General features: G+C 51.5%; 27 protein-coding genes. 8 read left to right on the forward strand and 19 right to left on the reverse strand.

All coding sequences use genetic code 11. From position 1 onward, the window contains the following. Positions 1-5 precede the first annotated feature (5 nt). On the reverse strand, positions 6-557 hold the full coding sequence (locus WOA58_RS16125) for a DUF7342 family protein (RefSeq protein ID WP_340605308.1): 552 nt from the start codon (positions 555-557) through the stop codon (positions 6-8). A gap of 714 nt (positions 558-1,271) precedes the next feature. Here WOA58_RS16125 and WOA58_RS16130 point away from each other — a divergent pair. After that, a complete protein-coding gene (locus tag WOA58_RS16130) occupies positions 1,272-1,676 on the forward strand; it encodes a hypothetical protein (RefSeq protein WP_340605309.1) in 405 nt (134 codons plus the stop codon). Between the two features lie 73 nt (positions 1,677-1,749). On the opposite strand, the gene WOA58_RS16135 is transcribed toward WOA58_RS16130, so the two are convergent. The 9 genes from WOA58_RS16135 to WOA58_RS16170 all read right to left on the reverse strand — a co-directional run bounded on the left by WOA58_RS16135 (position 1,750) and on the right by WOA58_RS16170 (position 9,927). Next, the gene (locus tag WOA58_RS16135; protein ID WP_340605310.1) at positions 1,750-2,637 is read right to left on the reverse strand and encodes a DMT family transporter; all 888 of its coding nucleotides are present in this window, start codon (positions 2,635-2,637) and stop codon (positions 1,750-1,752) included. 328 nt (positions 2,638-2,965) lie between these two features. Further along, positions 2,966-3,280: a hypothetical protein gene (locus WOA58_RS16140; RefSeq protein WP_340605311.1), complete on the reverse strand. Its 315-nt coding sequence runs from the start codon at positions 3,278-3,280 to the stop codon at positions 2,966-2,968. 102 nt (positions 3,281-3,382) lie between these two features. Then, positions 3,383-4,288 carry a hypothetical protein gene (locus WOA58_RS16145; protein ID WP_340605312.1) on the reverse strand — a complete coding sequence of 302 codons (906 nt, stop codon included), beginning with the start codon at positions 4,286-4,288 and terminating at the stop codon, positions 3,383-3,385. Positions 4,289-4,607: 319 nt separating this feature from the next. Continuing rightward, entirely contained in the window at positions 4,608-5,159 is a 552-nt protein-coding gene (locus tag WOA58_RS16150) for a hypothetical protein (protein WP_340605313.1), read from the reverse strand. Between the two features lie 546 nt (positions 5,160-5,705). After that, positions 5,706-6,215: a hypothetical protein gene (locus tag WOA58_RS16155; RefSeq protein WP_340605314.1), complete on the reverse strand. Its 510-nt coding sequence runs from the start codon at positions 6,213-6,215 to the stop codon at positions 5,706-5,708. Beyond that, positions 6,182-6,574, reverse strand: a complete 393-nt coding sequence (locus WOA58_RS19100; protein ID WP_390220970.1) for a TRAM domain-containing protein — start codon at positions 6,572-6,574, stop codon at positions 6,182-6,184. The genes WOA58_RS16155 and WOA58_RS19100 overlap by 34 nt, the downstream gene beginning before the upstream one ends. A 402-nt stretch (positions 6,575-6,976) precedes the next feature. After that, positions 6,977-7,321 carry a DUF6788 family protein gene (locus WOA58_RS16160; protein ID WP_340605315.1) on the reverse strand — a complete coding sequence of 115 codons (345 nt, stop codon included), beginning with the start codon at positions 7,319-7,321 and terminating at the stop codon, positions 6,977-6,979. Positions 7,322-7,569: 248 nt separating this feature from the next. Further along, a complete protein-coding gene (locus WOA58_RS16165) occupies positions 7,570-8,796 on the reverse strand; it encodes an orc1/cdc6 family replication initiation protein (protein WP_340605316.1) in 1,227 nt (408 codons plus the stop codon). A 447-nt stretch (positions 8,797-9,243) separates the two neighbouring features. Beyond that, positions 9,244-9,927, reverse strand: a complete 684-nt coding sequence (locus WOA58_RS16170; RefSeq protein ID WP_340605317.1) for a DUF7509 family protein — start codon at positions 9,925-9,927, stop codon at positions 9,244-9,246. Between the two features lie 130 nt (positions 9,928-10,057). On the opposite strand from WOA58_RS16170, the gene WOA58_RS16175 reads away from it, so the two are divergent. Together WOA58_RS16175 and WOA58_RS19105 are read left to right on the forward strand one after the other, a co-directional pair. Further along, positions 10,058-10,471, forward strand: coding sequence for an ArsR/SmtB family transcription factor (locus WOA58_RS16175; RefSeq protein WP_340605318.1), 414 nt, complete (start codon positions 10,058-10,060; stop codon positions 10,469-10,471). A 1,286-nt stretch (positions 10,472-11,757) separates the two neighbouring features. After that, on the forward strand, positions 11,758-12,087 hold the full coding sequence (locus WOA58_RS19105; protein WP_390220969.1) for a metal-dependent hydrolase: 330 nt from the start codon (positions 11,758-11,760) through the stop codon (positions 12,085-12,087). A gap of 69 nt (positions 12,088-12,156) precedes the next feature. Here WOA58_RS19105 and gdhB read toward each other — a convergent pair whose 3' ends face one another. Then, a complete protein-coding gene (gene gdhB / locus WOA58_RS16180; RefSeq protein WP_340605319.1) occupies positions 12,157-13,458 on the reverse strand; it encodes a glutamate dehydrogenase GdhB in 1,302 nt (433 codons plus the stop codon). 2 nt (positions 13,459-13,460) lie between these two features. Beyond that, the gene (locus WOA58_RS16185; RefSeq protein WP_340605320.1) at positions 13,461-13,604 is read right to left on the reverse strand and encodes a rubrerythrin-like domain-containing protein; all 144 of its coding nucleotides are present in this window, start codon (positions 13,602-13,604) and stop codon (positions 13,461-13,463) included. 342 nt (positions 13,605-13,946) lie between these two features. Between WOA58_RS16185 and WOA58_RS16190 the strand changes: the two genes are divergently transcribed. After that, positions 13,947-14,306, forward strand: coding sequence for a helix-turn-helix transcriptional regulator (locus WOA58_RS16190; RefSeq protein WP_340605373.1), 360 nt, complete (start codon positions 13,947-13,949; stop codon positions 14,304-14,306). A 102-nt stretch (positions 14,307-14,408) separates the two neighbouring features. Here WOA58_RS16190 and WOA58_RS16195 read toward each other — a convergent pair whose 3' ends face one another. Beyond that, entirely contained in the window at positions 14,409-14,882 is a 474-nt protein-coding gene (locus WOA58_RS16195) for a TRAM domain-containing protein (protein WP_340605374.1), read from the reverse strand. On the opposite strand from WOA58_RS16195, the gene WOA58_RS16200 reads away from it, so the two are divergent. Beyond that, positions 14,793-15,125, forward strand: coding sequence for a hypothetical protein (locus WOA58_RS16200; protein ID WP_340605375.1), 333 nt, complete (start codon positions 14,793-14,795; stop codon positions 15,123-15,125). The genes WOA58_RS16195 and WOA58_RS16200 overlap by 90 nt on opposite strands. Positions 15,126-15,202: 77 nt before the next feature. Here the strand turns inward: WOA58_RS16200 and WOA58_RS16205 are convergent, their stop codons facing one another. From WOA58_RS16205 to WOA58_RS16220, 4 genes are all read right to left on the reverse strand, one after another. Continuing rightward, positions 15,203-15,958, reverse strand: a complete 756-nt coding sequence (locus WOA58_RS16205) for a YqcI/YcgG family protein (protein ID WP_340605321.1) — start codon at positions 15,956-15,958, stop codon at positions 15,203-15,205. Between the two features lie 21 nt (positions 15,959-15,979). Further along, positions 15,980-16,837, reverse strand: coding sequence for an adenylyl-sulfate kinase (gene cysC / locus WOA58_RS16210; RefSeq protein WP_340605322.1), 858 nt, complete (start codon positions 16,835-16,837; stop codon positions 15,980-15,982). Then, a complete protein-coding gene (locus WOA58_RS16215) occupies positions 16,837-16,989 on the reverse strand; it encodes a hypothetical protein (protein WP_340605323.1) in 153 nt (50 codons plus the stop codon). The genes cysC and WOA58_RS16215 overlap by 1 nt, the downstream gene beginning before the upstream one ends. Before the next feature lie 99 nt (positions 16,990-17,088). Continuing rightward, entirely contained in the window at positions 17,089-17,991 is a 903-nt protein-coding gene (locus WOA58_RS16220; RefSeq protein WP_340605324.1) for a hypothetical protein, read from the reverse strand. A gap of 983 nt (positions 17,992-18,974) precedes the next feature. Here WOA58_RS16220 and WOA58_RS16225 point away from each other — a divergent pair. Both WOA58_RS16225 and WOA58_RS16230 read left to right on the forward strand, forming a co-directional pair. Next, entirely contained in the window at positions 18,975-19,787 is an 813-nt protein-coding gene (locus WOA58_RS16225) for a PHP domain-containing protein (protein WP_340605325.1), read from the forward strand. A gap of 759 nt (positions 19,788-20,546) precedes the next feature. Beyond that, on the forward strand, positions 20,547-21,281 hold the full coding sequence (locus tag WOA58_RS16230; protein WP_340605326.1) for a helix-turn-helix domain-containing protein: 735 nt from the start codon (positions 20,547-20,549) through the stop codon (positions 21,279-21,281). A 240-nt stretch (positions 21,282-21,521) separates the two neighbouring features. Here the strand turns inward: WOA58_RS16230 and WOA58_RS16235 are convergent, their stop codons facing one another. Continuing rightward, positions 21,522-21,974, reverse strand: coding sequence for a hypothetical protein (locus WOA58_RS16235; protein WP_340605328.1), 453 nt, complete (start codon positions 21,972-21,974; stop codon positions 21,522-21,524). A gap of 1,150 nt (positions 21,975-23,124) precedes the next feature. On the opposite strand from WOA58_RS16235, the gene WOA58_RS16240 reads away from it, so the two are divergent. After that, the gene (locus WOA58_RS16240) at positions 23,125-23,787 is read left to right on the forward strand and encodes a helix-turn-helix domain-containing protein (RefSeq protein ID WP_340605329.1); all 663 of its coding nucleotides are present in this window, start codon (positions 23,125-23,127) and stop codon (positions 23,785-23,787) included. A 1,512-nt stretch (positions 23,788-25,299) separates the two neighbouring features. On the opposite strand, the gene WOA58_RS16245 is transcribed toward WOA58_RS16240, so the two are convergent. Beyond that, positions 25,300-26,418, reverse strand: a complete 1,119-nt coding sequence (locus tag WOA58_RS16245) for an SPFH domain-containing protein (protein WP_340605330.1) — start codon at positions 26,416-26,418, stop codon at positions 25,300-25,302. Between the last annotated feature and the right edge of the window lie 49 nt (positions 26,419-26,467).

Below are 26,467 nucleotides of genomic sequence, written 5' to 3' on the forward strand. Positions count from 1 at the left end.
AGAAATTAGCTCGTGGCACGGTCTGCCACAGCAGTCATCTGTTCGCGAGCTGATTCAACATCCGAGTAGAGTTCTAGTGCGTGCTTGATGAGTCGACGATCTTCCTCGTTTTCGCGCCAGAACGCGATGACGTCCCGGCGTTCACGAAGCTCATCACTTGTGAGAGTACCGTCAGCAAGCGACTGTTCGAGATCCTCCCATGTTTCGACGTCGTAGGTCGCCTGCCACCCCTCGATCTCCTTGGTGATCGCGGCCAATTCGCTCCGAAGCTCCTCACGCGAACTTTCCTCGATGAGCGTGCGAATTTCCTCGAAGAGCAATTGCGTGTAGTCCGGCTGGTAGAGCGTGGTCTCGCCGGCCTCGACGCGACGCAGCTGGCCCTGCTCAAGAAGGGCCTGGAGTTCCTCGTTCGTTGTACTCCAAGCGGCGTCGGCCTGCTCGCTGATCCAGTTGACCGAACGGGGTTCGCGAAGCGTCTCGGCGACCGACCGAATGCGTTCGCGCGCGCTCATCGACTCAGTCCACGACTGGACCCCATCTTGCGAGAACTCGGACATACTGGGCACCTCATCAACACTGTTCGCGCTTTGCTCGTATATATGTTTGTACCCTCTCGTATAATCACGAAGGAACTGTGACCGTGGACAACAGGACTCCAAGATGGAGATGTTATCGCGCTGTTCAGCGGCGATATGAGAGAGTCAGTAGATTCCCAGCTCACTGGAGAGGAGACCTTGTGCAACTATATTTTATTGAGAAGGGCGCGACGTTGCACAAGGAGCCGATCTAACCAAAAAGAGACAGTAGAGTTAAACTACGTGACTGGATAGCACGGTTGTCGACGGAGTGCCTGCCGTCGACAGAGATTGCTATCGGCCCTCGCCCCAACGGGCCGATTTCCACGCGTACTCCCACTCGATTACTGCCCACGTTCGACTACCAACCCAGACCCTCCGAGAGTGTATACCAGAAGACGGACCCACCAGAGGATATGCCCACCGGAACCCCCGACGAATGGCTGTTCGAAGACTGGCAGCTGATCGCTCGCGCACTCACGAATGCAGAACACGAGGACTGCGGTGCTACGACTGTGATACGATCGATGCCCTGCTCGGCGACATCGCTCACTACTGGGACCTCGACGAGAACGAACTGGTTCAACTACTGCACTGACAGCGAACCCCAGGAAGCTGTCAAAGGCATTCCCCCAATCAGATCTATCTCTAACCCAGCGATAGACTGATACTCCACATCGAACCAACCCCATAGTAGTGGAAGACATCCCCCAGCCAGCCCCGGACCCCTACACTCCGGGCGACGAGGTCCAAATCTACCTGGATCCAGCTGACCCGGATGCCCACACCCACAGCACGGTCTGCGAAGTCGTTGACGTACTGACCGACGATCTCGATATTCAAACGGATCGGCCGACGGATGCCTACTCCTACATGCTACGAGAGTTCGAGACCGGCGGAACACTCCCGCTCGCATTCCTATCAAGACTTCGTGCCCGCCGAAAACACCCACTAGATCCCACTGCTAACCCACGTAGAATCATCCAGAACCGAGTCTGCCTTGTGCAACAATCACCGTTCCTATCGATGTTGCACAAGGTAGTGACTCGGTCGGCGAATCTCCCGTACTCCTCTCCTTCGACCTCAAGCACCACTAGCTGAACAGTCTTGGTCGCGAACTCACTTCCGAATCTACCACGCCACGATTATCAATGCGATTCTTGGCACCATCTCATCATTCGCGTTCAAGTATAATGACACCAATCAGGATGAGAATACCACCGATAACCGTTCCCGTCGTGACTGGTTCGGCGAATAGTACCGCACCGAGAGCAACTGTGACAGGGGGTTCAGCAGTGCTTATGATCCCAGCTCGACTGGCGCCGATCTGTTTGAGCCCGGCGAAGAACGCAACGACTGGAATCGCGGTCGCGAAAATCCCGAGACACAGGAGAATCGTCCATGCAGATAGTGTCTGTGGAATCGTGAGGTCTCCGCCTGCCGCGCCAATGACGAGAAACGATGTGCCAGCAGCCGGTAGCACGTACGCAGTCAGAACCAGCGGATCAATTGTCACGAGCATCGATCGGGAGAGAGTAATGTAAGCGGCGTACGCAAGTGCAGCGCCAAGAACGACGAGTACGCCTACAAGCGATGCACCCGCGGAGTTTGCTCCAGTGACGAGTGCGATACCGCCGAGAGCGAAGCAGAGTGCTATTAGCATCGATCGGCTCACCCGTTCCCCAATGAGGGCAACCGCCAGAACGACGACAAAGACAGGATATGTATAGAGAACGATGGCGACCATTCCTGCGGTCATAAATTCCAATCCGACGAAGTAGAGCCCGCTTTGAGTCGCGTAGCCGAACGCTCCGAGTCCGAGTGCAATCAGCAATGCTCGCCCGTGAAGAAGTGCTAATCGGCCTCTCCACGCAAGGAGTGCCCACACGAATATCGTTGCGAATAGGAACCGAAAGACGAGCACGGTCGGAATCGAGAGATCTGCACGTTGAGCGTAGATGCCAAAGATACCGAGCGTACCGAAGCCGACAGCTGAAAGGAATACCAACAGGAGTCCTATCCGTTCAGAATCAAGATGACGCCAGTTGCTGTAGCCACTCATGCACACTAGTTTCTCATCGTCACCCTACCAATGAGTATCGTTACATACCAGCTAGTATCTTCTTATCCACAGACCACATACACAGTACCACAATGGAGTTTGACGAGTTCAAGCGCGCCCTCAAGGAGGACACAGAGGAACGCTCGGAACTCAGAAAGGGCGCATACGAGACCGGACGTCGATTGGCCCATCTCTCCGACTAACGAGCTGCTCAAAGCCGATCAGCAAACGCCCGTTTTCCGTCATCCGTTCGCTCACCTCGCTGAGACACTCTTATTTGTTCAAGCACTGTCGATACGACAACATCTCGCGTGAAATCGAGATAGAACTACTTAGGGCGGGGAGACGTTCGTGTTTCAGAGGATTCGTTGGCAGCTTTCATACCAACGGTCACACCATCTGCGATTACCTTATAGAGGATTCCCATCATTCCGGCATAAAACGCAAGAAAACTCGCAAGAGCGAGGAGTGCACCAATTAGTGAGAAAACAATGTTATCGACACCACCAATGGCAATCCCGATAAGGAGGCCAAGTCCAGTCGCAAGACCAATGACGAAGATATAGACAATCAAATCGAGACCATACCGTACCCCATCGATGACATTGACTGTTGCCATAGCAGTAGTGTAGTTTGTTACCATCTCAATAGATTCTTTGGTTTTGTCAAACAAGATCTTGAGATCGCTTTAAGGATGCGAGCACTCAATGAGAATGAGAGTATCGAAAGATCCACAGAAAGACTCTCAGGAGAACTCCCGCTTGAGTGCTTCCTCTGCGATCTCGAGGTCCAATAGATCGGACCCATAGAACACAGACAACGGCAGTTCACGATTCTCAGCCGCATACTTCTCCCACCAAAGTTCTGCCAACCGAACGAAGTCAGCCGCTTTCACCAACCGAATATCGATCCCACCGACCTGCATCTCGAGCTTGTTCGCGTTCGTCCGGGCCGTCTCAGTAAAGTCAGGTGCAATAATCAGGAACCATTCAACGGTATGCTGCTGACTTTTCGTATCGATGTAGTTCTTGATCTTGCTCTGGGTGTTACTCCCCAATTTAAACTGTTGTCGCCGGCGCTTGTTATCCCACAGCAGCCATTTGTCGTCTTGTTCGATCTCGCCATCAGCGACGATCCCGTTCGCGTGCTGACCGAGTAGCGACGTCCCGGACAGATTGAACACCTCCGTAAAGATCTCAGCCGTGGCCTCCTCAAAGAGCATCTCTAATCGTGCGGTCGGACCGTCCGCGTTGACGATCGACTGGATCTGCGGTGGGATCAGTTGAATGTTCCCATCGGCAATGTCCTCGAAGCACTTCAGATACAGATCGACGTCCGCTTCACCGTCATCGACGTACTTCTGTGATTGTTCGAAGTACGCGATCGTCTGCTCGATCATCTTATCGGTCTTTTGATTGTGGGCATCCAGTCCGTACTCGTCGACAATTGCTTTCAGTTGCTCTTTGGTAAGTGCCTCTCGAAGAAGCTCACTTGGATAGACGCCAGCTGCAACAAGACTCTCCCGGCGTTTTTGATTGAGTCCCTGGGTCTTCGTCTCGATACCGAACCGATTGCGAGCATCGATCAGCGTGGCTTGCTTGTCAAACGGCTCTAGCTGATCGAGCATCGTCTGTAAGTTCTCGTCGGACATTTCATAGTAGAGCCAGTCGCGAATATAGTCGATGTAGTCTTCGGGAATACCGACGAGATCCCCCTTCTCATCGTCGAAAATCTCGTAGACGATCGCTTGCTCTTGTAACGACCAGAGTCCCTTCTCAATGATATCCAGCGCGTGCTCAGGACGTTCAGACCGCGAGACTTTCGGGAACCGATCAATCGCTGAAAGCCGTTTGAAGGGCCTAGTTGAAATCCTTCACCACTGACATTCCAAAGAGGTGTTCTACGAACCGTTATTGACCAAAGCGGCGAAAACTACGCCCTCTATGAAACCGCAAGACGTGAAGAGGGTTTCAACAGAGCCGTTTGAAGGAATCGAGCCACGTGTAGTACTCGTCTTTTCGGTCATGCGCTCGGTTGTGAAGCTCGAAATAGCTGTAGACCATGTGTAGTTCCGAATCATCGACGTCCGAACCATAGTCGACACCGGCTTTTGCGAGATGGAGTAGATCGTCATCATGGCTGAAATCATCCTCAGAATAGTTGTCAATAAGCTCCTGTTGCCAGGTTTGCATCGCATCGAGGAGGGGCTCTTTCTCTATGCAGTAATCCAGTTGCTGGATCAGTATACGGAGGATCCCATATCGAATGACGAGTGCCTGATAGGGAGAATCATTGATCGAACTCACTCGAGGCGGGGTGAAGTTGTTGAGCTCCGCTTCGAGACGTTCAGAGTCAGCTAATGCAGGCACATACGTCTCGAGATACGCATTGCGATCGTTGAACCCATCGTGTTTGAACTGTTCGGGGTCAAAATCGTCTGTTTTCGACTTCGTAGCGTCTTTGGTGAATCGTTTCCGCTCGTAGCTCTTCCATCGTTGATCGATGAGATCCCCCAGTTCCATAGTACCGAAGTATCGTCTAACCACATCACGATATATGTTAGCATTAGTCAGTATTAAAATATTGATTGGAAACTACTGGATTCGTATTCGGAAAGGCAATTGAAACCTAACGCGTTCAGTAACACACTCAATACTGCTATTCGATACAAACAGGGGAGTCCCAGCCAGTGAAAATCCTTCTTGCACTCCGTGAACGGAATCCAGGTGAGTTTGAGCTCCGGACTGTCAAGAAGGCGTACTATCAGCAGTATCGTGATACGTACGATGTCGGCCGGTGGTGAGGAGCATATCCGTTGACTAGAACCAATAGAGGGTAGTCGCTCCGCAAAGAGAGTCTACCTTGTGCAACATCTCGACCCAAGAGCGTTTTGTTGCACAAGGTTGACTACGTCAAGAGATGGTAGTCTGTGCGCACGGCTGCAGATGTTACAATCAGTAGCTCTGTTGCAATCCTCAGAATGTGATATAAATGAGGTGCTGCATAGAGAGGATGTATGCAGCAGAACCTCTCTGCTCGGTACACAGTTCAAAGAGGTGACTCTCAGATCACTTATTGGGAAGACCCATACGAATTGACTCACAGAGGGCAAGTTCTAACTCGCTATCCCGATAGCCTGCGGCGAGATTGACGTCGATGGCCCAGAACCGGCCCTCGTCGTCTTTGACGAGATCGACTCCGACACCTCGGAGACCAAGTCGGTTGACGAGGCGACGCAGACGCCGCGTAAGCGTCGGGCTGGGGCGTACCTGACTCAGGAATCGTTTGGGCCCATAGAGCTTCGAGGTAACGCACTTGGCCGCTATCTGGACTCGCGTTCCATCATTGACAGCGTAGTACTTGTAGTCGACAGGTTCCGTCGAGATCAGTTCTTGATAGAACCCTCCCTCACCGTTCAGTTCGGGGTCGCCGTACCAGATGGAGGAGGGCTTTGCAACGTACTCAAACTCGGGTTTCTCGAAGGTTATTCGAGGAGTACGAAACCCGACCGTTTCAAGAACTCGGAGCCCGATTAGCCGTGAACTCAATACAACCGTTGCGATGAGGTTGTTCCACAAGGGTGTCCCCGTTCGTTGTGCATATCTGAGAGCGGGGAGATTGAGTGGGAACACCTGCTTATTGACGAGCAGAGCGAGATCGTCTGTGGATCGGTATCAGGAACGATGACCACGTAGCCTCGCTCAACTCGTGCGATCCCGTCGCCCTGCTCGCCGATCGTCTCGATCTCGACGGTTCGGTGATTGCCCTCAGTAACGGGCGGAGTGGACTCAGTAGCCGCTTGCGTCGATTCCTCAGTAGCGTCAGTATCCGAGTCGGGCTGAGTCCAGGTCTGCGGAACGATAGCGATGCGAACGGTCCGGCTCGAGGTCTCCAAGTTCGACCTCGTGTTCGGGAATCTCGATTGTGTAGGACCCATCCCGGTGATCGATCTCACTACTAAACAAACACAGAAGGTTATCTAATCCATATGAATGTTCAGTTAATGAGACAGTCTTCAATGGGCATGAGAGTACTGGTAGCAGTTGCTATACCCATGATCTTCTCACCACCTAGTTGATGAGCACAAACGCATACCCATCAAATATATAATAGATGAGTCTCAACTAACAACGGGTTGTAAATGAAGGAGTGTGAGCAGTGTGGGAAAGTGTTCCTAACGGATCGAGCAGCGAACGGGCATCAGGCAGTCTGTCCGGAGAATCCAGATCGTGTCGTTCCTGACGACTGGGCGCCCGAAACGCACGGTCGCTGGGGAAACGATGCGAAATAGCTTCCAGTGGACAATTTCAACCTAGCAATTAGAGATAACCGAGTCAGCTCATATCACTGGCGGATGCTTTGCCGAGATACTCTCGCCGCACGGTATCACCGTCCGATACGCACGGTATTTGTATGGCCCATGCTCCGCACCACCGCTCATACACGAGCAGCTCTCATCACCGCAGGTGCGATATTCGAGATACACAGCACCGTCTGATTCGTTCTCGAGAACCTGGGCATCCTCGGGGAGTTCGTCTTCGGTGACTGGCTCGCTTCGACGCTGTTCGCGAGCGGCAAGCAACTCGTCGACGTAGTCTTGGACTTCCTGCAGGGTCTCGTCGTCCTGTTTGGGAAGCCCGTCGGCGAGGTAATTCGGGAGCGATGGGGGTGCAGTCGGGGGCATTCTACCTTGTGCAACTATCTCGCTACTCTATTAATATTGTTGCACAAGGTCGGCCAAAGGGAGTGACAAAAACATGAGCAAGAGTAGGCTACGGTAGGCTCCCAGCGACACACCACTATTACAAGTGAAGCAGTGAAACACACCACCGTTGCAAGTGAACTAGACTAGGTCATCCACACCACCGATACAAGTGAAACTACTAACTCATACTCGCCATCTATTTCACTTGTAACGGTGGTGTGTCCCGTCTACGAAATGCCGTTGACCGACGCGATCTCTCGAATCATCTCGATTTCACTGTCGATTCGAAGAACATCAGACATTGCTTCGATTGCACTGGTGAACGGAACATCCAATTCATAACTGTAGTAGTTACCACGTGATCCACTACGATTCTCGAATGCTGACAGTATCCCAAGCATTCGGAGGTCTGAGAGATGATTATGTACCGAACGCTGGGCGAGCGAGTCGGTTCCAGAAGAGCTACAGAGAGTAAGATATTCCTCATATATATCACGGGTACGACACGGTGTTTCCTCCTTCGCAGCCTTCGAGATCACTGCCAGGAGTGCCAGTCGGCCGTGGGTCGTGAGTTCTCGCATTCCCTCTTCAACACGTTCTTGTTCGAGTCGTGCTCGGGCTGCTTCGACGTGATCACGTTTAATAAGGTCGGCATTACTGTTTTCAGCGATCTCTCCAGCAAGTCGAAGTAAGTCGAGTGCCTGTCGAGCACTGCCACTATCACGTGCAGCAAGGGCAGCACAGAAATTTAACACACCTTGCTCAAGCCCGTCTTCGGTGATTGCGACGTCAGCTCGAGAATCGAGAATATTTTCGAGCTCAGGTGCATCGTACGGTGGGAAATGTAGTTCTCGTTCACAAAGCGTATCTTGAACGCGAGGATCCAGTTGGTCACGGAACTTGAAATCGTTGCTAATTCCGATAACACCGACTTTCGCTCTATCGAGATTGTTGTTCGCTCGAGCTCGAGGTAGTTCGTATAAGAGTTCATCACGTGCTCCAATCGAATCGATCTCGTCAAGTACTAAAAGAATAGTTCCACCGATCGCTTCGAATTCTTCGTACAGTTTTTTGAAAACGGTTTGTTGTGGATAGCCGGTCGAACTAATCTCTCCACCGGCTGGTCGAAGTTTGTTGACGAGTTCAACAGCTACCTGGTACGATGAATTCAACGTTTTACAGTTGAGCGAGATGACTGAAAGATCAATATCCTCGTACTCCGAGACATCATTCTGCAGTCTCTCGAGAAGGTAGTCGGTAACAGCCGTTTTCCCAACGCCAGTATTTCCGTAGAGAAAGATATTGTTCGGTTCCCAGCCGTCGACGACTGGTTGAAGAGCATCCATATACTCATCGATCTCCTCGTCGCGTTCCTCAATTTGATCGGGCTGATAGGATTCTCCGAGGGCGTCTTTATTGCGGAAGATGTTTTGCTTCCGCTCGAACCGACGCATGTGAGACTCTTCCCATGCTTCCTATATAAAACCACCTCTGCATCTGTTTCAAGTGAAGACCACAGACACACACCACTGTTACAAGTGAAACACTAGACTAGAGAGACTAGCTAGAAGAACAGTCCATGATTACAACTAAAGCACTGACATGTAGCTGGTCCTTCTTTTCTCTGTTGGGTTCTGAGCGCTTCTTTCAAATAGTTGGAGTGAATATCATATTTTTGATTAATCCCACTATTTGATCCCCTCCCCCCTCTTATTTCTCAGCTTCACTTGCAAGAGTGGTGTCTCTCTGGATTCTCACGATCTGTCTGAGAATCATCCCGTAACCACCTTGTGCAATATAGGCTCTACCAAAACAATGTTGCACAAGGTACTGAAACACGAGAATGAATACCCCCAGAAGACCAAGTCTCTACGATCAATCTCACTCTCTCTACAAATAAACTAGGACGTTTCTCCGTTACTCTCTTCTTGCACCGGAGGAAGGATTCCTTTCTGCTCAAGGATAGCGACATCTGTCACGAACTCATGGAGTTCCTTTCGTAACTGCTCTTTAGAACTGTACTCCACGATCGGTACGCTATATTCGTCTTCTGTGGCGTAGATCGTCGTACTCGTGATTCCGGCTTCGGCGAAAATTCGAAATCGACGTGGATCCTTCACTGGGGGACCTGGATCACTATTTTCTAGATCCATTGCCTCAAGTACCGCTCCTATTTCAGCACTTACTCCGTCTCGGAGGCCAGCGATCGGGAGAACGAACGCGATAGCATTACTAGCTTCAGCATATGCTTTTGATTGTGCAATAGCGTTCATCACCGGCTCTTTGGCGTCTTTGTTTTCAGGAAGGGGAATCTCGGGATCGGTAGCGATGAACGCATTCACACCTGGGTCGTCTCGAAGGAACAAACAGAGGTTCTCGAGCTCAGTAATGAATTCCTGATCAGCAGTGCTAAAGGCACCAAGATCGGCCTCGACATTCTCGGGGTCCGTCTCTTCTGAGAGAACGTATTCCAACTCGAACTTGGTGTATGGACCCATCATATAGACGAGAAAGTTTGGATAGGGGGCAACAGGAAGTCGCCCAAGGAGAACGTCTCGCATCGGCTTCCCATCATACTCGCGCATAGAAGATTCTACAGCTCATATGGATAAAAATTCATTTGTTCTCATTGCACCCTCTCGGCATCAGAGATGGAGTATTCAGACAAAGGTAACAGTCGATACCTTCTTATCTACTAAGCTCTTATCAATCTGTATGGCAAGCACAGGGGCGGATACCGATGTGGAGGGAAATGCCGATACACAGCTCATTGCTGACGTTACAGCAGAGTTGCTCGAAGAGTCGAATCCACAGGAGCTGTCCGATTTCACCGATCGATTCAAGGCAGTAGCTCATCCGCTGCGGTTCGCTATTTTGTATCGGCTTCGGGATGCCGATGGCATGAGTGCAAAGGAACTCTCCAATATGACTGGCCGAAGCGGAAACGCTCTCCACTCACATCTCAGCAAGCTCGTCGAAGCTAATCTCGTTACACAGTGGAAACAAACGGATCCTGAGAAACATCAGCCCTACTCCTACTATGCGATTAGTGGCATTGGAGCACGAACTATCGACTTCGCAGTGGAATTGGTAGCGCACGAAGGGGACGCTTTCGAGGAGTACCAATAAGAAAATCAGATTGCAGTACCTAACTTGGGACTGAATCCGTCTCCCCCCTGCCGATTTGAAAATAGCTTACTGGCATGTGACCTCCAATAGTTCGACTGGGGATTGCTCTATTTGATGCAACATCATGGATTGACGATATAATCTACATAGCCACAAAATCCACATAATCCACAAAATCTACGCTATTCACATCATCCGGGAGTGGTGTCTGCTGACCACACGCAAAACATGGTGCTGTCTCTTGTGTATTCTCTGAAGATGGGTCCGGATTTGGTCGCTTCATAGCGGAAATTGTTCTCTAACTACGAGGGGCTCACAGTAAACTCCTCGGTGTTCTATGAGCGATCGTTTAAGTCCGTCTATTAGTCTGATCGGCACTGAGAATCATATAAGTGGGAATGAACAATGACTAACGCGGACAGTACCTATCGAAAACCTCCAGTAGATTCGGCTCCTTATCCACGTAGAACAATCCAGAATCAGAGTTTGCCTTGTGCAACATACTCCATTATCCAGCCAATTCGTTGCACAAGGTAGAAACTCGGCTACCACGACCGACCACTGTTACTCCTCACGAACGAGAATTGGATGATGGATTGACACGCTCTATGTACTTCATCATTAGTTTGCATAATCAGGCAGGATACTAAAACCTTCTGATCATCACTATCAGTGTATAAGTAACGATTTCGACGAGTTCAATCAGAAGATCGAAACAGAACCAGGGACAGAAGAAAAATCACAGTCACAGGCGGACCAAGGAGACGATTCTCATGAAACAGAGGTGAGTGATGTTGCTGTTGTAGGTGATGAGAACGATCGTCTCAAAATTAGCGCTGAAACAAGAGAAGGAACACAAGTCGAAGAAGAGTTGAGCGTGGCAGAAGTCGGCCGCGCGATGAGCCAACTAGGGATCACTGATGCTCGTGATCTTGAAGGGCAACCGGCTCTCGCTTGGGAGGAGGACGACGGATCTACTCATCTTGAATTTGAAAGTAGACTCGAGTAACCATACTATCGATCGAACGTTAGTCTAGTCTTGAAATCGCCAACAAGAATCTATTCATCACAACAATAGAATTATATTATAGAGTTCGCGCCGGGGGCGAATACGTTCCCACGGGTTACTAACGCTGATGTGCCCCTGCGTTCACTTGGAAATATGGACATCGGCCGTGTGATATTTCTCACAACTGCAGTGCTTACGCACGGCATCGTCGGCTATACGCTTGTCCAAGTCGTCACGAACGTGAACCCTACGATCGGGTACATCCTCGGGATTGTCCTTGACGTCGATTTCTCTTTCCAGCTATGTGGAGAGCACATTCATCCATCGCGGGATAATACATACGGCTCTCTTCCTCATCGCGATCATTACCGTAGCTGGCCTATGGGGATCCCCAAAGCAATTCAAACTGGCGAGCGGATTGGCTGTCAGTTCACATCTGGTGATCGATTCATTGTCGCTGATGGGGGTGCTATGGCTGTTTCCGCTCGAGATCGGTGTAAGCGGAGATCTGTCGCTTCATGGGTCAACAGCAACGCTCGTTCTGTGGGCCCTCTCGGCCAGATTGCTCGTATGGCGAAGGCAACGACCGTCACTGGATTCTGACTGAGACTAGTTATAACCGCTCAAGCGGGGTCGATAGCTGCCGCGTCCGCAGATCAGCGGGATGGACATCGGGTTACGGCCAGAGCCCTCGTGCTTCGTGCGCCTCCGCAATGCGGGACAGTGCGACGATGTAGGCCGCGTCACGCCATGTGACGTCCCGCTGCTCGAACTCCGATCGAACTGCATCCCAAGCAGCCTGCATCTCGACTTCGAGTTCGTCGTTTACTCGTTTGAGCGACCACGCTCGCCGATTGATGTCCTGAAGCCACTCAAAGTAGCTCACCGTAACCCCGCCAGCGTTGGCGAGAATATCTGGAATTACTGTAACGTCTCGCTCTGTGAGGATCGAATCAGCTGTCGAGGTGATCGGCCCGTTCGCACCTTCGACGACGAAGTCTGCAGCTATTGCCTCCGCATTCTCTTTGGTGATTACGTTTCCTAAGGCAGCGGGAATAAGCACGTTGACGTCGAGCGTGAGCAACTCGTCGTTCGAAATAACAGTGTCAGCATGCTTCGTGACTGCTTCCGGCTCCTCGTCGTGTGTCGGGACAGATGCAGTATCGATCCCTGCTGGTTCGTACATTGCGCCATTCACATCGCTGATCGCGACGACTGTCGCACCCCAATCGTCGAGGAGACGGGCCGCATTTGCCCCAACGCTTCCGTAGCCTTGGACTGCCACGGTGGTATCCTCAAGTTGTCGGTCATAGTACTCGCAGACCAACTGCGTGATGATTGCGACACTTCGTCCGGGGGCTTCTTCACGACCCTCGCTGCCACCGACCACGGGCGGTTTACCGGTGACGACACCCGGTATTGTCTCACCTTCTTGCATCGAGTACGCGTCCATTAACCACGCCATCGTTTTCGGGTCCGTTCCCATATCGGGTGCTGGAATATCTTGGTTCGGGCCAATCACGTCGCGAAGCTCCTGTGCGAATCGGCGAGTAAGGCGCTCTTTTTCCGCCGAACTCAGCTCCTTCGGGTTGACTGCGATACCACCCTTGGCACCACCGAACGGAAGGTCCATCACGGCACATTTCCAGGTCATCCACATGCCGAGGCCGACACACTCGTCTCTGGTTACCTCGGGGTGGTATCGGAGTCCACCCTTAAACGGGCCTCTGACGCTATCGTGTTGTGCTCGATAGCCCGTGAACACTTCGACTGTTCCGTCGTCACGTTTAATGGGGACTGTTACCTCGTGAACCTTGTTTGGATGCTTGAGTCGCTCGACGATGTTAGGATCGATATCGAGCTGATTCGCAGCATGATCCAGCTGCCGACGAGCCGTTTCGAGCGCCGATTCCGATTCAGTTAATTCGATTGTCGCTTCATCCGATTCGTCGCCGGTAGCGTTAGTTTGAGGTGCCATAGTTATTCAAGCGGTATGAGCCGATTTCGCATCGGCCCGCCACAATCGGGACACTGGCCGGGGTTATTTTCTACGACGATGATGTTACCACACTCAAAGCACTCGTATGGGGTTTCTTCGTTGGATTCGAGGTCGATATCTCTCATTGTGAGTTCACGAGTGTCGCCATGTAAATTGGCGCACTCTAGGAAGGAATAAGAAGTGTATAAGGAAATAATCGATTGTTTACTATCAAACAGGCTACTGACTAACGGGTTTGTTATTCAACCCCCTCAGCTGGGATAGCGACGGGGAGATTGGTCTCTTCGAAGAGCGTCGCAAACAGTTTGCGCTGGACGGTCCGGGTGTGCTGATAGAACGCAGCCGGGGAGCTACGACTCATCAAGTACCCAAGTGCGGCCGTTCAATGTCGTCACACATAGATATCGACTAGCAAGATAGAATACGAGAAGTATAGCTAGGCCACGCACGGGAATATCGGTGGCATCATCCAAACCTCACAATACACGGAATCATTTCCATTCCTCTCCTTCTGCTTCAACACCCGGCGACAGCAGATCCTCATCGTCTTGAGCGAGAACCCACAATACGGCCTCGCGATCAAAGGCGAACTCGAGGACTACTATGGAAACGAGGTCAATCACGGTCGGCTCTACCCCAACCTTGACGAGCTGGTCGAGCGCGATCTGATCGCAAAAAGCGAACTCGACAAATGTACTAACCAGTACGAACTCAGTAACGACGGCTATGACCTCCTGCTCGGCGAGCTCAACTGGAGGCTATCAAAGGTCGTGACGGGCGAGGAGCGCACAGAGGATATTACTCAGCTGCTCGACAATGCCACGTAGGCGGTCGATCGCTGTATAATCAACTCTCCCACAGATATTCATAAAGCTCGATTGAATGACTAGCAGTTCCTGAAGTCAGTCACCAACAAGGAATCCTGGCACTCAGTACACCTGTATTGGTGCGGGTCTCGAGATGGAAAGGTCCACAAGAGTTCGACAGGAACAATTGGATGTCTCACCGTCCGCAGTGCTGGCTATGGCCTCACAGTTCCCGTTTTGACTCGCTTTGTGGTAGATCGTAGCTTCGTCGCTAATCGGTATTACTCGATTCGCCCCGGAGAAACGACGCCGCAAGCAGTCAAGGCTGTTTAAGTACTTCTCGCGACAACGGATGATGTAAGCGGGATTCTGCGGATGGTCTCTACTCTTCAGCAACATCCTTCTAGCTACCGCTACGATGAGAGAGCCCCTATTCGTTGTACTCGTAGCGTTCGACGACTTCGCCGAAGGCACGGTTTTCGCTACGCTGGTAATTTCGATCTCAACGTGTTCGTGGGGATCCGTATCGGGGACGATAACCACATACCCTCGTTCGACTCGTGCGATCCCATCGCCTTGATCGCCGATGGTTTCGATCTCAACGGTCCGGTGATCACCCTCTGTAACGGGCGGGGAGGACTCAGTGTTCTCTCGACTCGACTCTTCGTCGACGCCAGTACCGGAGTCGGTCTGTTTCCGAGGTTGCGGAACAACAGCGATGCGATACGAAACGTCTGGCTCGAGTTCTCCGAGATCTACCTCGCGTTTGGGAATCTCGATTGTACAGGACCTATCACCGTGGTCGATCTCACTGCTAAACAAACACAGAAGGTCATTTGATAGTTGCATATGGAATGCTCAATTAAGTAAACAGTCTTGAGGGGGGCATGAGAGTACTGGTAGCAGCTGATATCAGGTTACTCTTCAAACCAGGCACTTATTTCAAAAGGGAATTCATTTAAACTCTCGTCATTTGACGTCGGAAGTATATATTGTTTCCATTCCCGTGTAGTGGGATCACTATAATCTCCAATGTCAGGGTGGGGAGCAATATCATCATAGTCCTTTAACCGATCCCTGATGATCGAACGAGCGTGTTGACCTTCTATCGTATTTCCACTAATATCGTCAAGTATCCCACGTGGCTGGACCGTTATTTCTAGCCCATATGGTGTATACCTGCTCTTTCGATCCGTATAGAATGGAGCGCGCCCAACGATGAACATCGGTTCTCCAGAGAAGCAGAATTCCCACTCTGGATCATCTGGATCCGTAGGAATGTCGCTAGGCCATGGTTCCGGATCCCGCTTGTGCAGGAATTCGAGAACTCTCCAGAATTGATCTCGGTATTCTTGTTCGCTCTGATCCTTGTTAGGTGGCTTGAAAAATATCACCAAGGTCGTTCGCTCAGCTATTGACTGATACCGCTCGAGATATTCTCGCAATCCATCTCTCACTTTGAGGAGTGCGTCACGATCACGAATATTCCCCGCGAAGAGGTAACGAGCGGTATCGTTATCTTCAGCGTTTGCTGCAAAATAACATGGATAACGAGTGCTCTGCATCGTCTCCCTGAACGCAATATATCTTTTTTTCTTCCAAGCGATCAGTTCTCCTGTTTCTATCGCGTCTTGCACTTCAGATTGGTCAAACAGTAGCCCTGTCCCATTCATGATTGAGATGTCGTTGGCGAATTAGTCCTCGAAGTGCTGTCCTGTGAGGAGTTCACTTTTCTCATACTCTTCACGCGTCTTGGTTCCGCTGATCTCTGCGACCTCCTCGGGAACTGAGACGACTGAGTACCCGACATCCCGTCCGATAGCGACGGTATCGACATCCGGAATGATCATTGTCTCAACGTTCGGATGATCCTCGTAGACGTCCTCAATCAGTTCTCGGCGCTCCTGTGCCGTGAGTGGATTCTTCTCGCTGAGTTCGGTATCGCGGATGGCAATAATAACGTCTTTTCCGTTGTCAGCGGCTGAATCAATGATTGTCCGATGGCCATCATGGAGTGGTTGCCAACGACCAATGAAGATGTGACTTGGATCGAACTTATGGTCCAGTTCCATGTTGATCTGCTCGATACTGTTTTCCTTCGAGTGCGTCGCAGTCCGAACTTCGAGTTCGATCTCCTCTGTCTCTGGCTCCTCAAATGGCGCGTCGATACCGGTAAATCCCTCGATCTCGCCCTTGCGAGCCTGCTCATACATTCCTTTTACGTCACGTTCCTCGCACACTTCGACAGGTGCATTGATATATATAAACGAAACATTCTCAATCTTCTCGGCAATCAGTTCTCGCTGAGAACGATACGGGGTGATGAACGATGCGATGACATCAAATCCCTGTTCGTTCAACGCTTGTGCGACTCCAGCAGCCCGTCTGAGATTCTCGGTTCGATCTTCTTTCGAAAACCCGAGATCGGAATTGAGGGTGTTCCGAAGATAATCACCGTCCAGATGGACCGTACTTGGACCAATTAACCCTTTGGCGAGCGTCGTCTTTCCGGAACAGGGCAGTCCGAAGAGCCATATGGTTTCTCCCGACATCAATTGATTCCCTCCATAAAGCAGGCGAGTTCACCTGCTTCTTTCCACATTTTATTGTCAGTAGTGGTTTCCACGGTATATGTCTCAGCCAGTTTCGATCCGGTATGTGGTATATTGTTGCACACGAGCATCATTTCGTCTGCCATGATCATGAAGTTCACCCTCATTGATCACGACGGTTGTGGCCTTGATGCCGACGATCAGCGCAAGTCACCCCGCCACTGCGCTATCCTTTGCTTTTGTTGCTTTGCTCAGATCCATTCCGATTCCTCTGTGTATTCCAGTTCTTCGGCCACCTTGGTATACGTCTCATTGGCTCGATTGAGTGCACTCTTGACAAGGTCCTCCCTGTCTCGCCAGCGAGCGTGTCTCGGTTCCTTCGTCGTCATCACCTTATTGGGGCTTTCGACGTTCTCAGAAAGCAGCGCCGACTCACCGAGATTCGTGAATTCGACGATCTCCTTGATGGTGGAACCGGTATCAGTGAGAACATCCTCGAACCGGACTCGAAGGACGTCCTCGAACGCGTCGCGACCATTGAGGATATGACGGTGAGCTTGGGTCCACTGCATCAAGCAGACATCGATGAGTTTCCCCTCGCTAATCCAGCCTGGCGGGAGATCGTAGCACCACAGCGAGCCTTCGTATCCTTCGAGATCGAGATCGCCCACGTTGTATGTCTGAAAGCCCCTGTTCAGCCGCCACCCGTCGTAAAGACCGTTGGTTGACGCTGCTGGGTTCCGTGTGAGGTGAACGACTTTGACATCGGTCTCGGGAAATAGCTGCTCACGAATCCACGGGAGTCGATATGCGTCGCCACTTGCTTTCAGAACGAGTGTCCGTTCAAAGTCGTCGACTGTGAGACCGCGCTTGTGGCTGTGCGAGGAGACGAACGGTCGGTCCTCAATCGTTTCGGTTTCGAACGGGCTGTTTGCGTCTTGCGTTGCATATTCATCGTACTGCAACGGTGAGATTCCGAACTCCTTGAGTATCTCATCGAACGGCACTCCCTTGAGTAACTTTTCGCGTATCTGCTTGTATGGGAGTTCTCGATCAGGGAACTGCAACGGAAGCCGGATGAGCGTGTTATCCACGCGATGCGTTCGGTCACCGGATCGTTCGGTTGCACCGACCTCGGCGAGGAGGCCCGTCAAGAGTTGTTCCCTATCGAATGACTCGAAACGAGCCGGAACGACATCGGAATCGAACGCCGGATAACAGATTCCGTTCAGGGTATACCATCGGTCGTGTTCGCCATCGAGACTACACGTTTCTTCATGGTGCCGAAGGATATCAAAAAGGAGACTACTGCCCCCTCTCGGAGCCGACGTGATAAGCAGTACGCTGTCAAAGTCATCAATTCGATAATTTGATAGAATCGCTTGTTTATCCTCTGTAATAACCTCATTCTTTATGTGTTCGTAATTCCGTTTAGCTTGATCTCGGAGATTACTTGACGGTTTTTCAAAACTCATTAGCTACCTTCTTTCGACGCGTTTACTGAATCAACCCATACTCGGAACCGTGCCATCGGGTCATTAATCGTAGCCGCGCTATCATGACTTTATTGTATATCAATTGTCACTCTCGCAGCGACTACAGCTTCCCTCTCAGAGATTTTATCACGATAAACGGATGCACACTCATGGTAAACAAAAGAATAGTGCTTTTATATGCGCGGTAGTAATAAAAATTCTACCAGAGGAAGATCCAATATCCGCCTATTAGATTAGTTTCCAACACCGTGAACGTTTGTAAGGAGTCTACAGTCAAGGGTTATGCGACAGCAACGGTACCTTGTTCCAAATGAAGAGCCTGAAACCACAATCCTAGTTTTCAAAATCGGACTTATTGGAATCTTTTTATCTCTAATATTCCGAAGAGGTTCTCTACGAGCCGTTTTTGATTAAAGCGGTAGAAACTTCATGCTATACGAAATTACAAGATATGAAGGAGATCTCAACAAAGGCAAAAAGCTGGGAATTAGAAAAATGTTTGGTTGCGTGTCGAACTGCCGTTATACCCATTTTACTGTCCACGATCTCATGGATCGAACAGAGCACTGCCCAGAAATAGCAAGGGATCTGATTTACTGATGGTGATGGGGTTTTAATACAGGTGTAGGAATTAACGAGCTATGGAAGGGTCAATCTATGCGGATCTGCACGTTCACACAACGAACTCGGACGGTGAACTTGTTCTCGATGAAATTCCAGCTGTAGCGACTGAAGCAGACATCGCCGCTGTTGCCGTCACCGACCACGATAGGATCCATCCCGAACTAGACGCACCACTTGTGCGAATTGATGGCATTGACGTTATCCACGGCATCGAACTTCGCGTTGAGGTTGGGACGCTTTCCGAACGGATCGACCTGCTCGGGTACGGTGTGACGGAATCACCCGCTCTCTGCGCCGAACTTGACCGCCTTCAGACGGATCGTAAGACCCGTGGCGCGCGCATTATCGAACTAGTTGAGCGTAAACTGGGTATTACGCTCAATATGGAGGTTCACGAAGGTATCGGTCGTCCACACATCGCATATGCAATTGATGCTCACTCCGAAACCGACCTCTCATATCAGGACGCGTTCGACGAACTCATTGGTGCCAACGGCCCTTGTTACGTTCCACGTGAGGTTCCGTCGTTCAAGAGAGGCGTTTCACTCCTTTCCGAAGCGTGCGGTGTAGTCAGCCTCGCACATCCCTACCGCTACAACGATCCTGAGGCCGTGCTCGAACTGGCTACTCAGCTCGACGCGATGGAATATTGCTACCCGTATTCGACCTCCAATACCGCCTGCTGCTCTGACCATGACCTACGAATGGTCGAACGGCACGGTCTCCTCATTACCGGTGGGAGCGACGCTCATAATAAGGACCTTGGACAGGCGGGTTTAACCAAGGCGGAGTATGAGCGGTTACTCGATAGAGGTGGATTTAGAGTATAAATTATCAGTATGCGACAAGTGAATTACCCTCATTATTGGATTTTTACAGCGGTATCCACAATTCCCGGATCATTACCGTTGACGTAGTCTCCTTCGAGCGCTAATCAATAGAGGGAGGAACTCACAAAGTAGGAAAAACAGCTCTGCATTTCGTCCTCCACTACTCGCTCATCGGAATTGGCCTGAACCGTACTCTATCACTGAGTTTGTGTATGGTCATGCGGATCGGAGAGGTCGTACGTGATCTGAGTGGCGACCAATGGGGATGAATCGCCAGAGAATGCTACAACCACTCATAACTTAGGTCATAGGGTGACCTGCCTCTCCTAGGAGACAGGCCCTAACAGATAGGCTCATTCACCACCCTCGTGAGACAGACGAGCTTGGGGAATCACGTGACTGCATGATTTCAATACAGAGATCCATGCTAATCACTATCTTCTTTCGGTAGGTTTACGGTGAGACAGCTCACAATCCGATTCTAATGCACTATTGTACGGAATGTGGTTGGCAAAGTAGTCCAGATCAGGGCTCGTCAAGAGAAGCACTTGATCATCACTCTACAACAGGTCACACTGTCTTGTCTGACGACTACGCACAGTCTACTGAATCGCTCACGTAGCGCCGTAGCTATTAGGCTACGACCTATCTGAATCATTAGTGAATAGACACATGAATCGAATGTAAAGGGGAGTTGCCTCTAGTCAAAAATATCTCTAGAGAACATAATTTTATATTGACTAGTAAATTTTCTTTTAAATGTATATTGGGAGCGGGATTGACAAACATGGAGAGACAAAAATCAGTATGGTATCAATTAGCAAGTTTCGAATTCCTGTTGAGGAATTCGCTCTGGCCGAAACAGCCGAGAAGGTGCCTGATCTTCACATCGAAATCAACCCGTTCGTTGCACAAAGTCTCGATGCAGCACTTCCAGTCGCCTGGATACGTACGGTCGATTTCGAGGCCTTTGAGCAGGAAATCGAAGAGGATTCGACTGTTGAAGAGTGCTCACGACTAACTGTGTCTGACGATGAGCGATTATATTGCCTAGAATGGGCTAGTGAGGTTGAGGGGAACCTCCAGATTCTGTTGAGCAAAGAGTGTGCAATCAAGACCGTGAATTTGGAGTCAACCACAGAGAGAGACGTCTGGGAATTAGAATTGATATGCCCTGAGCATGAGACGCTCACGGAAATCTACAAAGGGTGCGAGGAGAACGGGATTTCAGTCACTGTTGATGCCATTTACAGGCTCGATAGCGACGGTAGAACAACAGACGGACTTTCTGAACTCCAATATCAATCACTTCTGAAAGCCCATGAGATGGGCTATTACAATGTCCCACGCGAGGTCTCGCTGAGTGAGCTTGCAGATGAACTCAACGTCTCACACCAAGCACTCTCCGAGAGGCTCCGACGTGGGCATGGGAGGCTTGTCGAGAGCGCCTCGGGATCCACGGATCCGCTTAAATCAAAGAAGAACTTCCTCTGAATGCGAAGGACTCACTCAATGAATCAGCAACCAGTCTTCGGTATGCCATTCTGATGGTGGCAGTCTATGCGTCGATCTGTTGGGAAATAGCGAAACATAGCCCCCGCTAGCCCCGCCTTAGGTCTAGCTGCTGGCCTACTTTTGCTTTCGGGAATAATCATAAGTGAATTTACGGCCCTCCATGCCCTCTACTCATCCAATTCTATGCCAGACCTAACACCTCAGGATTCAGACACCGCTTCACGATCTCCTTCGCTCCAGAACGGGCTCACGGAGTTTCTCAAGGCAAAATCGAAAGGTGACGACTTCGGGAATTACCGACGTAATGCCAACTGTGTCATCAATCGATGGATCAACTGGCTGGAGGAACGAGACATCGAGAGCTTTGAGCAGCTTGACAAGACTATCCTTGCTCAGTATGCCGAGTACCTCCGTCGGCGTGTCGCTTGCGAAGCGGAAGGTGCAGGCCGGCCTGTAGACGAAAACGAAGTGGGCGCTTTTCGGGATGCCAGACGGCGAGAAGTCGGACGATTGATCACCAAAAACGGCCGGAAATAGAGCCCGATCAGTGAGGGCATCAAGAAGATCCGTTGAGGATGGGAAATCAGTTGTCGGCTTCTTCAAGAAAAGAATTGAAGCTACTAGGATCGGTTGTACTGTACCAGTCTTCAGCGCAATCGGAGCACAATTCATGGACGCTCCCTCTCGCAAGCCGGACGTCTGACGGAGCTACTTGTATACGGCGCGAACACAAGCGTCATGAAGGCGATTATAGTCCGGCTCGAGGAGACCATTCCTGAATTGCTCGACGACGAGGCGGACGAGCACGGACGTACACGGAGCAAGCACGTCCGCGAAGTGATGCGAACACGCCACGAGCACGACCGTATACGGGACGAATACGAGGCGAAGCTCGCGTCTCGTCCTGGAGCAGCGCGAGGAGCATACAGAGCTCGTGAGCACGGTCGAACGTCGACAGTCACTCGCCGAACGGAAGGCCAGCGCCGGTGTGCTCACCCGCACGAATGGTGGCTCGTCGGGATGGACGACGGCCGCGAGTGAAAGGGAGCGCGATGCGGCCGTCGGCAAGTGTGGGAGTCATGACCACACTCGCGATGGGCGAGCCGGTGGGAGTTCACCACGCTTCTTGTGGCGACCGGCTCCAGATCAATCTAACCGACGAAGGACACTAGAATTTTTGACTCTCTCGATGACAATTGAACGTCAGCAGGGGATCAATCCCCGGCGAGCGACTCAGGGACCGCGCCCGCCTCGCTGGGGTCGAACTCGCGATACAGATCGGGAAGGGGCATATGTCTAAAGGGGGGAGGTTCGCAGAATTCTGCAAACCTTCATTATGATTAGCGTCTCCTCGTCGCTACTGGTTGCCTTGTGCAATAATCGCCTTTATTGAAAAGAGAATGATGCACAAGGGTTACATCTCGGCGAATTCGTTCGGCATCGTGGGTAGTAGGCCAAGTGTGAAAACTATACCTATTGCTACCGAATTACCTCATCTGCCGCAACCATACGATATTAGCAGTGAGCGAGAACTGCAACGGGAGCTATCACGCCTTTTTCAATCCGCCTACAGGAATAACGTGCCAATCGGACCCACTTGGATCTGTGAGTACACGGACCGACCAGATCTGGAACTAATGGCGATCGAGCTTGCGAAGAACCGAGACCAGAAAGACGAGTCTTGAGATGGAGACTTCGGACACCTCTTTTCGACTCACATTACACACTGACAGACTGTAATCACCAGTTTGGAGAGTGGTCTTCAGCGGCAACACTACCACTAAGAGCACAGCCTTATCCTGGTCAATAACCCCGCATATGCATGGCGACGATCTTCGAATTCAAGGTTCCGACCAACGAATTCGCGCTTGAAGAAACGCTGATAGAATGCCCGGACGCGGTCATCGAAATCGAACGGGTTGTCGCGGATAATCCAAATCGGATCACCCCGTACGTATGGGCGCGCACTGACGACTTTGCGGCACTCGAAGCTGCCTTCGACGACGATCCAACCGTCGAGGACCTAACCAGACTCTCGGAGACGGGTAACGAACGCTCGTATCAAATGACGTGGGCGGGGACGATCGATCGGATCGTTCCGCTCCTGACTGAGCATGAGGGAACAATTACTCATGCAACTGGGTCGGCAGATGGGTGGAGCCTTCGCGTTCTGTTTCCGGATCGGGCAGTGCTCTCCGAGACTCATGACTATCTCCAAGAGGCGGGCTTTTCGCTGACGGTTGAAGCAATATACGAAGCCACAGCTGACGGCCATATCCAGTATGGATTGACTGAAACGCAGCGCGAGACGATTGTCGCAGCATTTGAAGCAGGCTATTTCGAGGTTCCAGGAGAGGTGACAATGACAGAGTTTGCTGAGCAACTGGGGTTATCACATCAGGCGGTCTCAGAACGGTTACGCCGAGCGACGGGCAATCTTGTCGAATCAACGCTGATTGTCGGAGATGATAAAGACGAAGAGTGAACCGGTTGCCACAACACTGCAATTTATATCATCTACTAGCAGTTCATAAGACGGGGTTGAGGACTTATGTCCATAGCAGACGTTCCGCAGCAGTTGGAACTTGATGAGAACGATGAACCACCTGTCAACGACGATGGGGAATTTATCTGCGGACGAGAATGCAGAGATGGAACTCGATGCATGGCAGACGTCACTCTCCCTTATATAGCGTGCTATCAACACGATAGGGGCGATCCAATCGTCGAACCGGGCGAATAGATCCCGACCGCCGGGAGGATCGGTATCCCTTCATCGTGTTGTCCGCTAAAACGAGACAGTACTTCCAGTCTCAACCCACACGCCGCAGGCCATGGGGGTAGTTTTGAGTGGATGGTAGTCTCTGTTGTCCTGTATGCGATCCTCACCTCCCCCCCCAAGATGGAAGTGTCGCCGCCAGCTCCGTAGGCAAATGCATCCCTATGAATCCGTTTCGCTTGCTTCGTAATTGGGGTCTGATCGGGGACATCCATTATAAGAGGCGGTGAAGAAAGATCATTCTGCAAGCGTTGTTTTCGCGCTTCCACAGTGGACACACCGTTTGAACTCATAGGTACGATACTTATCTGTAACCTCACTGGGGAACCGTTGCGTACAGTTATGGCAATAGTAGTCTGGCATCGAATCACCTACTTCACGTTTGGCCCGGCTCCATTTCTATGCCACTGATATATTTATCAGATCCACGACGTTGCGATAATCATCTTCAGGTAAATCCTTCTAGGTATACTGCAGTAGTAGACATGTATGGAACCCCGCCCACTGTTGATAATCAAAAGCGAGTTTACTACCCCCGATGCTGTCAGCTCATTCACCTTCATGCCAGATCCCTAACCCTAGGATTCATCCACCACAGCAGACCCTCCACCCCTCCACCAGGGTCTCACGCAGTTCCTCGAGACCAAAGCCAAAGGTGGGTGGATACGGAGTACATAACGGGCCGACCCCGGCAGACGTCGCGATCGAAGCCGCCGATGACTTTCTTGGCCCCGGAATAGAGAAACGCGAACCCGATGACGAGGCGTAACGCGAGCACGAACCATGCACTGAGGGGATGTGCACGCCCTTCAACAGTAACGCCGGCAAGTGTCGAACGAAACTCGTTCTGGTACAGATCAGTTTTGGCCATCTGAATCCTGTGATATATGATAGCAAAGGTCGAGATAAAACCCTCGATCACATTCTGCGGTCGCAACCCCATCTTGCTGAATAGGCGCCCTCTATTCAGCACGACGATATCAATAGGTCGGTAGTATATGATGTTGAAAATCAGTGCTAATCAGGCACTCGGCTGAAGCAATAGCACACGCACGACGTATCTCGAATTAGCGAGAGGTAATGACAGAGATATTGAACCGATCACTATCGGGTCTCGTCGGTGAATTCAATAGTTGCTATACTCGTCACTCAGTGTTCTATTTGATAGCATTTCCCCGCTCATCAAGGATTCATGAGCTCGCTGGCGTTCGCTCGGCGCTACTCTATCTCGTATTCGGCTTCAGTTTTCGATACCTCGCTGCCGTCGTCAGACTCGGCGTCGATGTCCCTGCCCTGCTTGATCGCGTCTGCCTCCTGTTCCATCGCCTCGAGATCCACTTCCGTCTCCTCGTCGATTTCGCCGATCAGTTCGGCGATGTTATCGAGCCCGAGCATCTCGCGGGTCTCCTGATCGAAATCGAGGCTATCGAGTTGATCCTCGGTGATCTTGGTGTCGCTGCCGGTGAGGTGCTTTCCGTAGCGGCCCACCAGCGAGGACAGCTCCTGGGGGAGGACAAATGTCGTCGATTCGCCCTCGCCAATCGACTCGAGCGTCTCCATGCCCTTCTCGATAATTGCACGTTCACCCATCGACTCGGCCGATTTAGCGCGCAACACGGTCGAGATGGCATCACCCTGCGCTTCGAGGATCTGGCTCTGCTTCTCACCCTGGGCGCGGATGATGTTCGACTGCTTGTCACCCTCGGCAGTCTCGACCGCCGAGCGGCGTTCACCCTGCGCTTCCAGAATCATCGCCCGCCGCCTGCGCTCTGCGGAGGTCTGCTGCTCCATGGCGCCCTTTACACCCTGGGACGGCGTGACCTCGCGGACCTCGACAGACTCAACGCGGATTCCCCACTCGTCGGTAGGTTCGTCGAGTTCCTCACGAATCCGCTCGTTGATATGTTCGCGCCGACTAAGCGTGTCATCGAGTTCCATGTCTCCGATGACGGCCCGCAGCGTCGTCTGGGCGAGGTTCGAGACCGCATGATGGTAGTCCTCGACCTCGAGGAACGCACGTTTAGCGTCCATCACGCGCATGTAGACCACCGCGTCCGCGGTCACCGGCGAGTTGTCGATTGTGATCGCCTCCTGGCTCGGCACGTCGAGCGTCTGGGTTCGCATGTCGAAGCGATGTGTCGCAGAGACGAACGGCGGGATGAAGTGGATCCCCGGCTCGAGCAGCTTGCGGTACTCGCCGAACACCGTCAGCGCGCGCTTCTCGGTCGCGTCGACGATCTCGACCATCTGCCAGACGGTGACGATCGCGAGAAACAATAGCAGCAACGCGACGACTGGTAGCGTGAGTGCTGCCTGCAGCGGTACGAGAGGTATCATATCCTACCGTTAGGAGGTCGCTGCCAAAAGGGTTCGTCCGGTCGCCAAC

The sequence above is a fragment of the Halalkalicoccus tibetensis genome, assembly GCF_037996645.1.
Taxonomy (GTDB): domain Archaea; phylum Halobacteriota; class Halobacteria; order Halobacteriales; family Halalkalicoccaceae; genus Halalkalicoccus; species Halalkalicoccus tibetensis.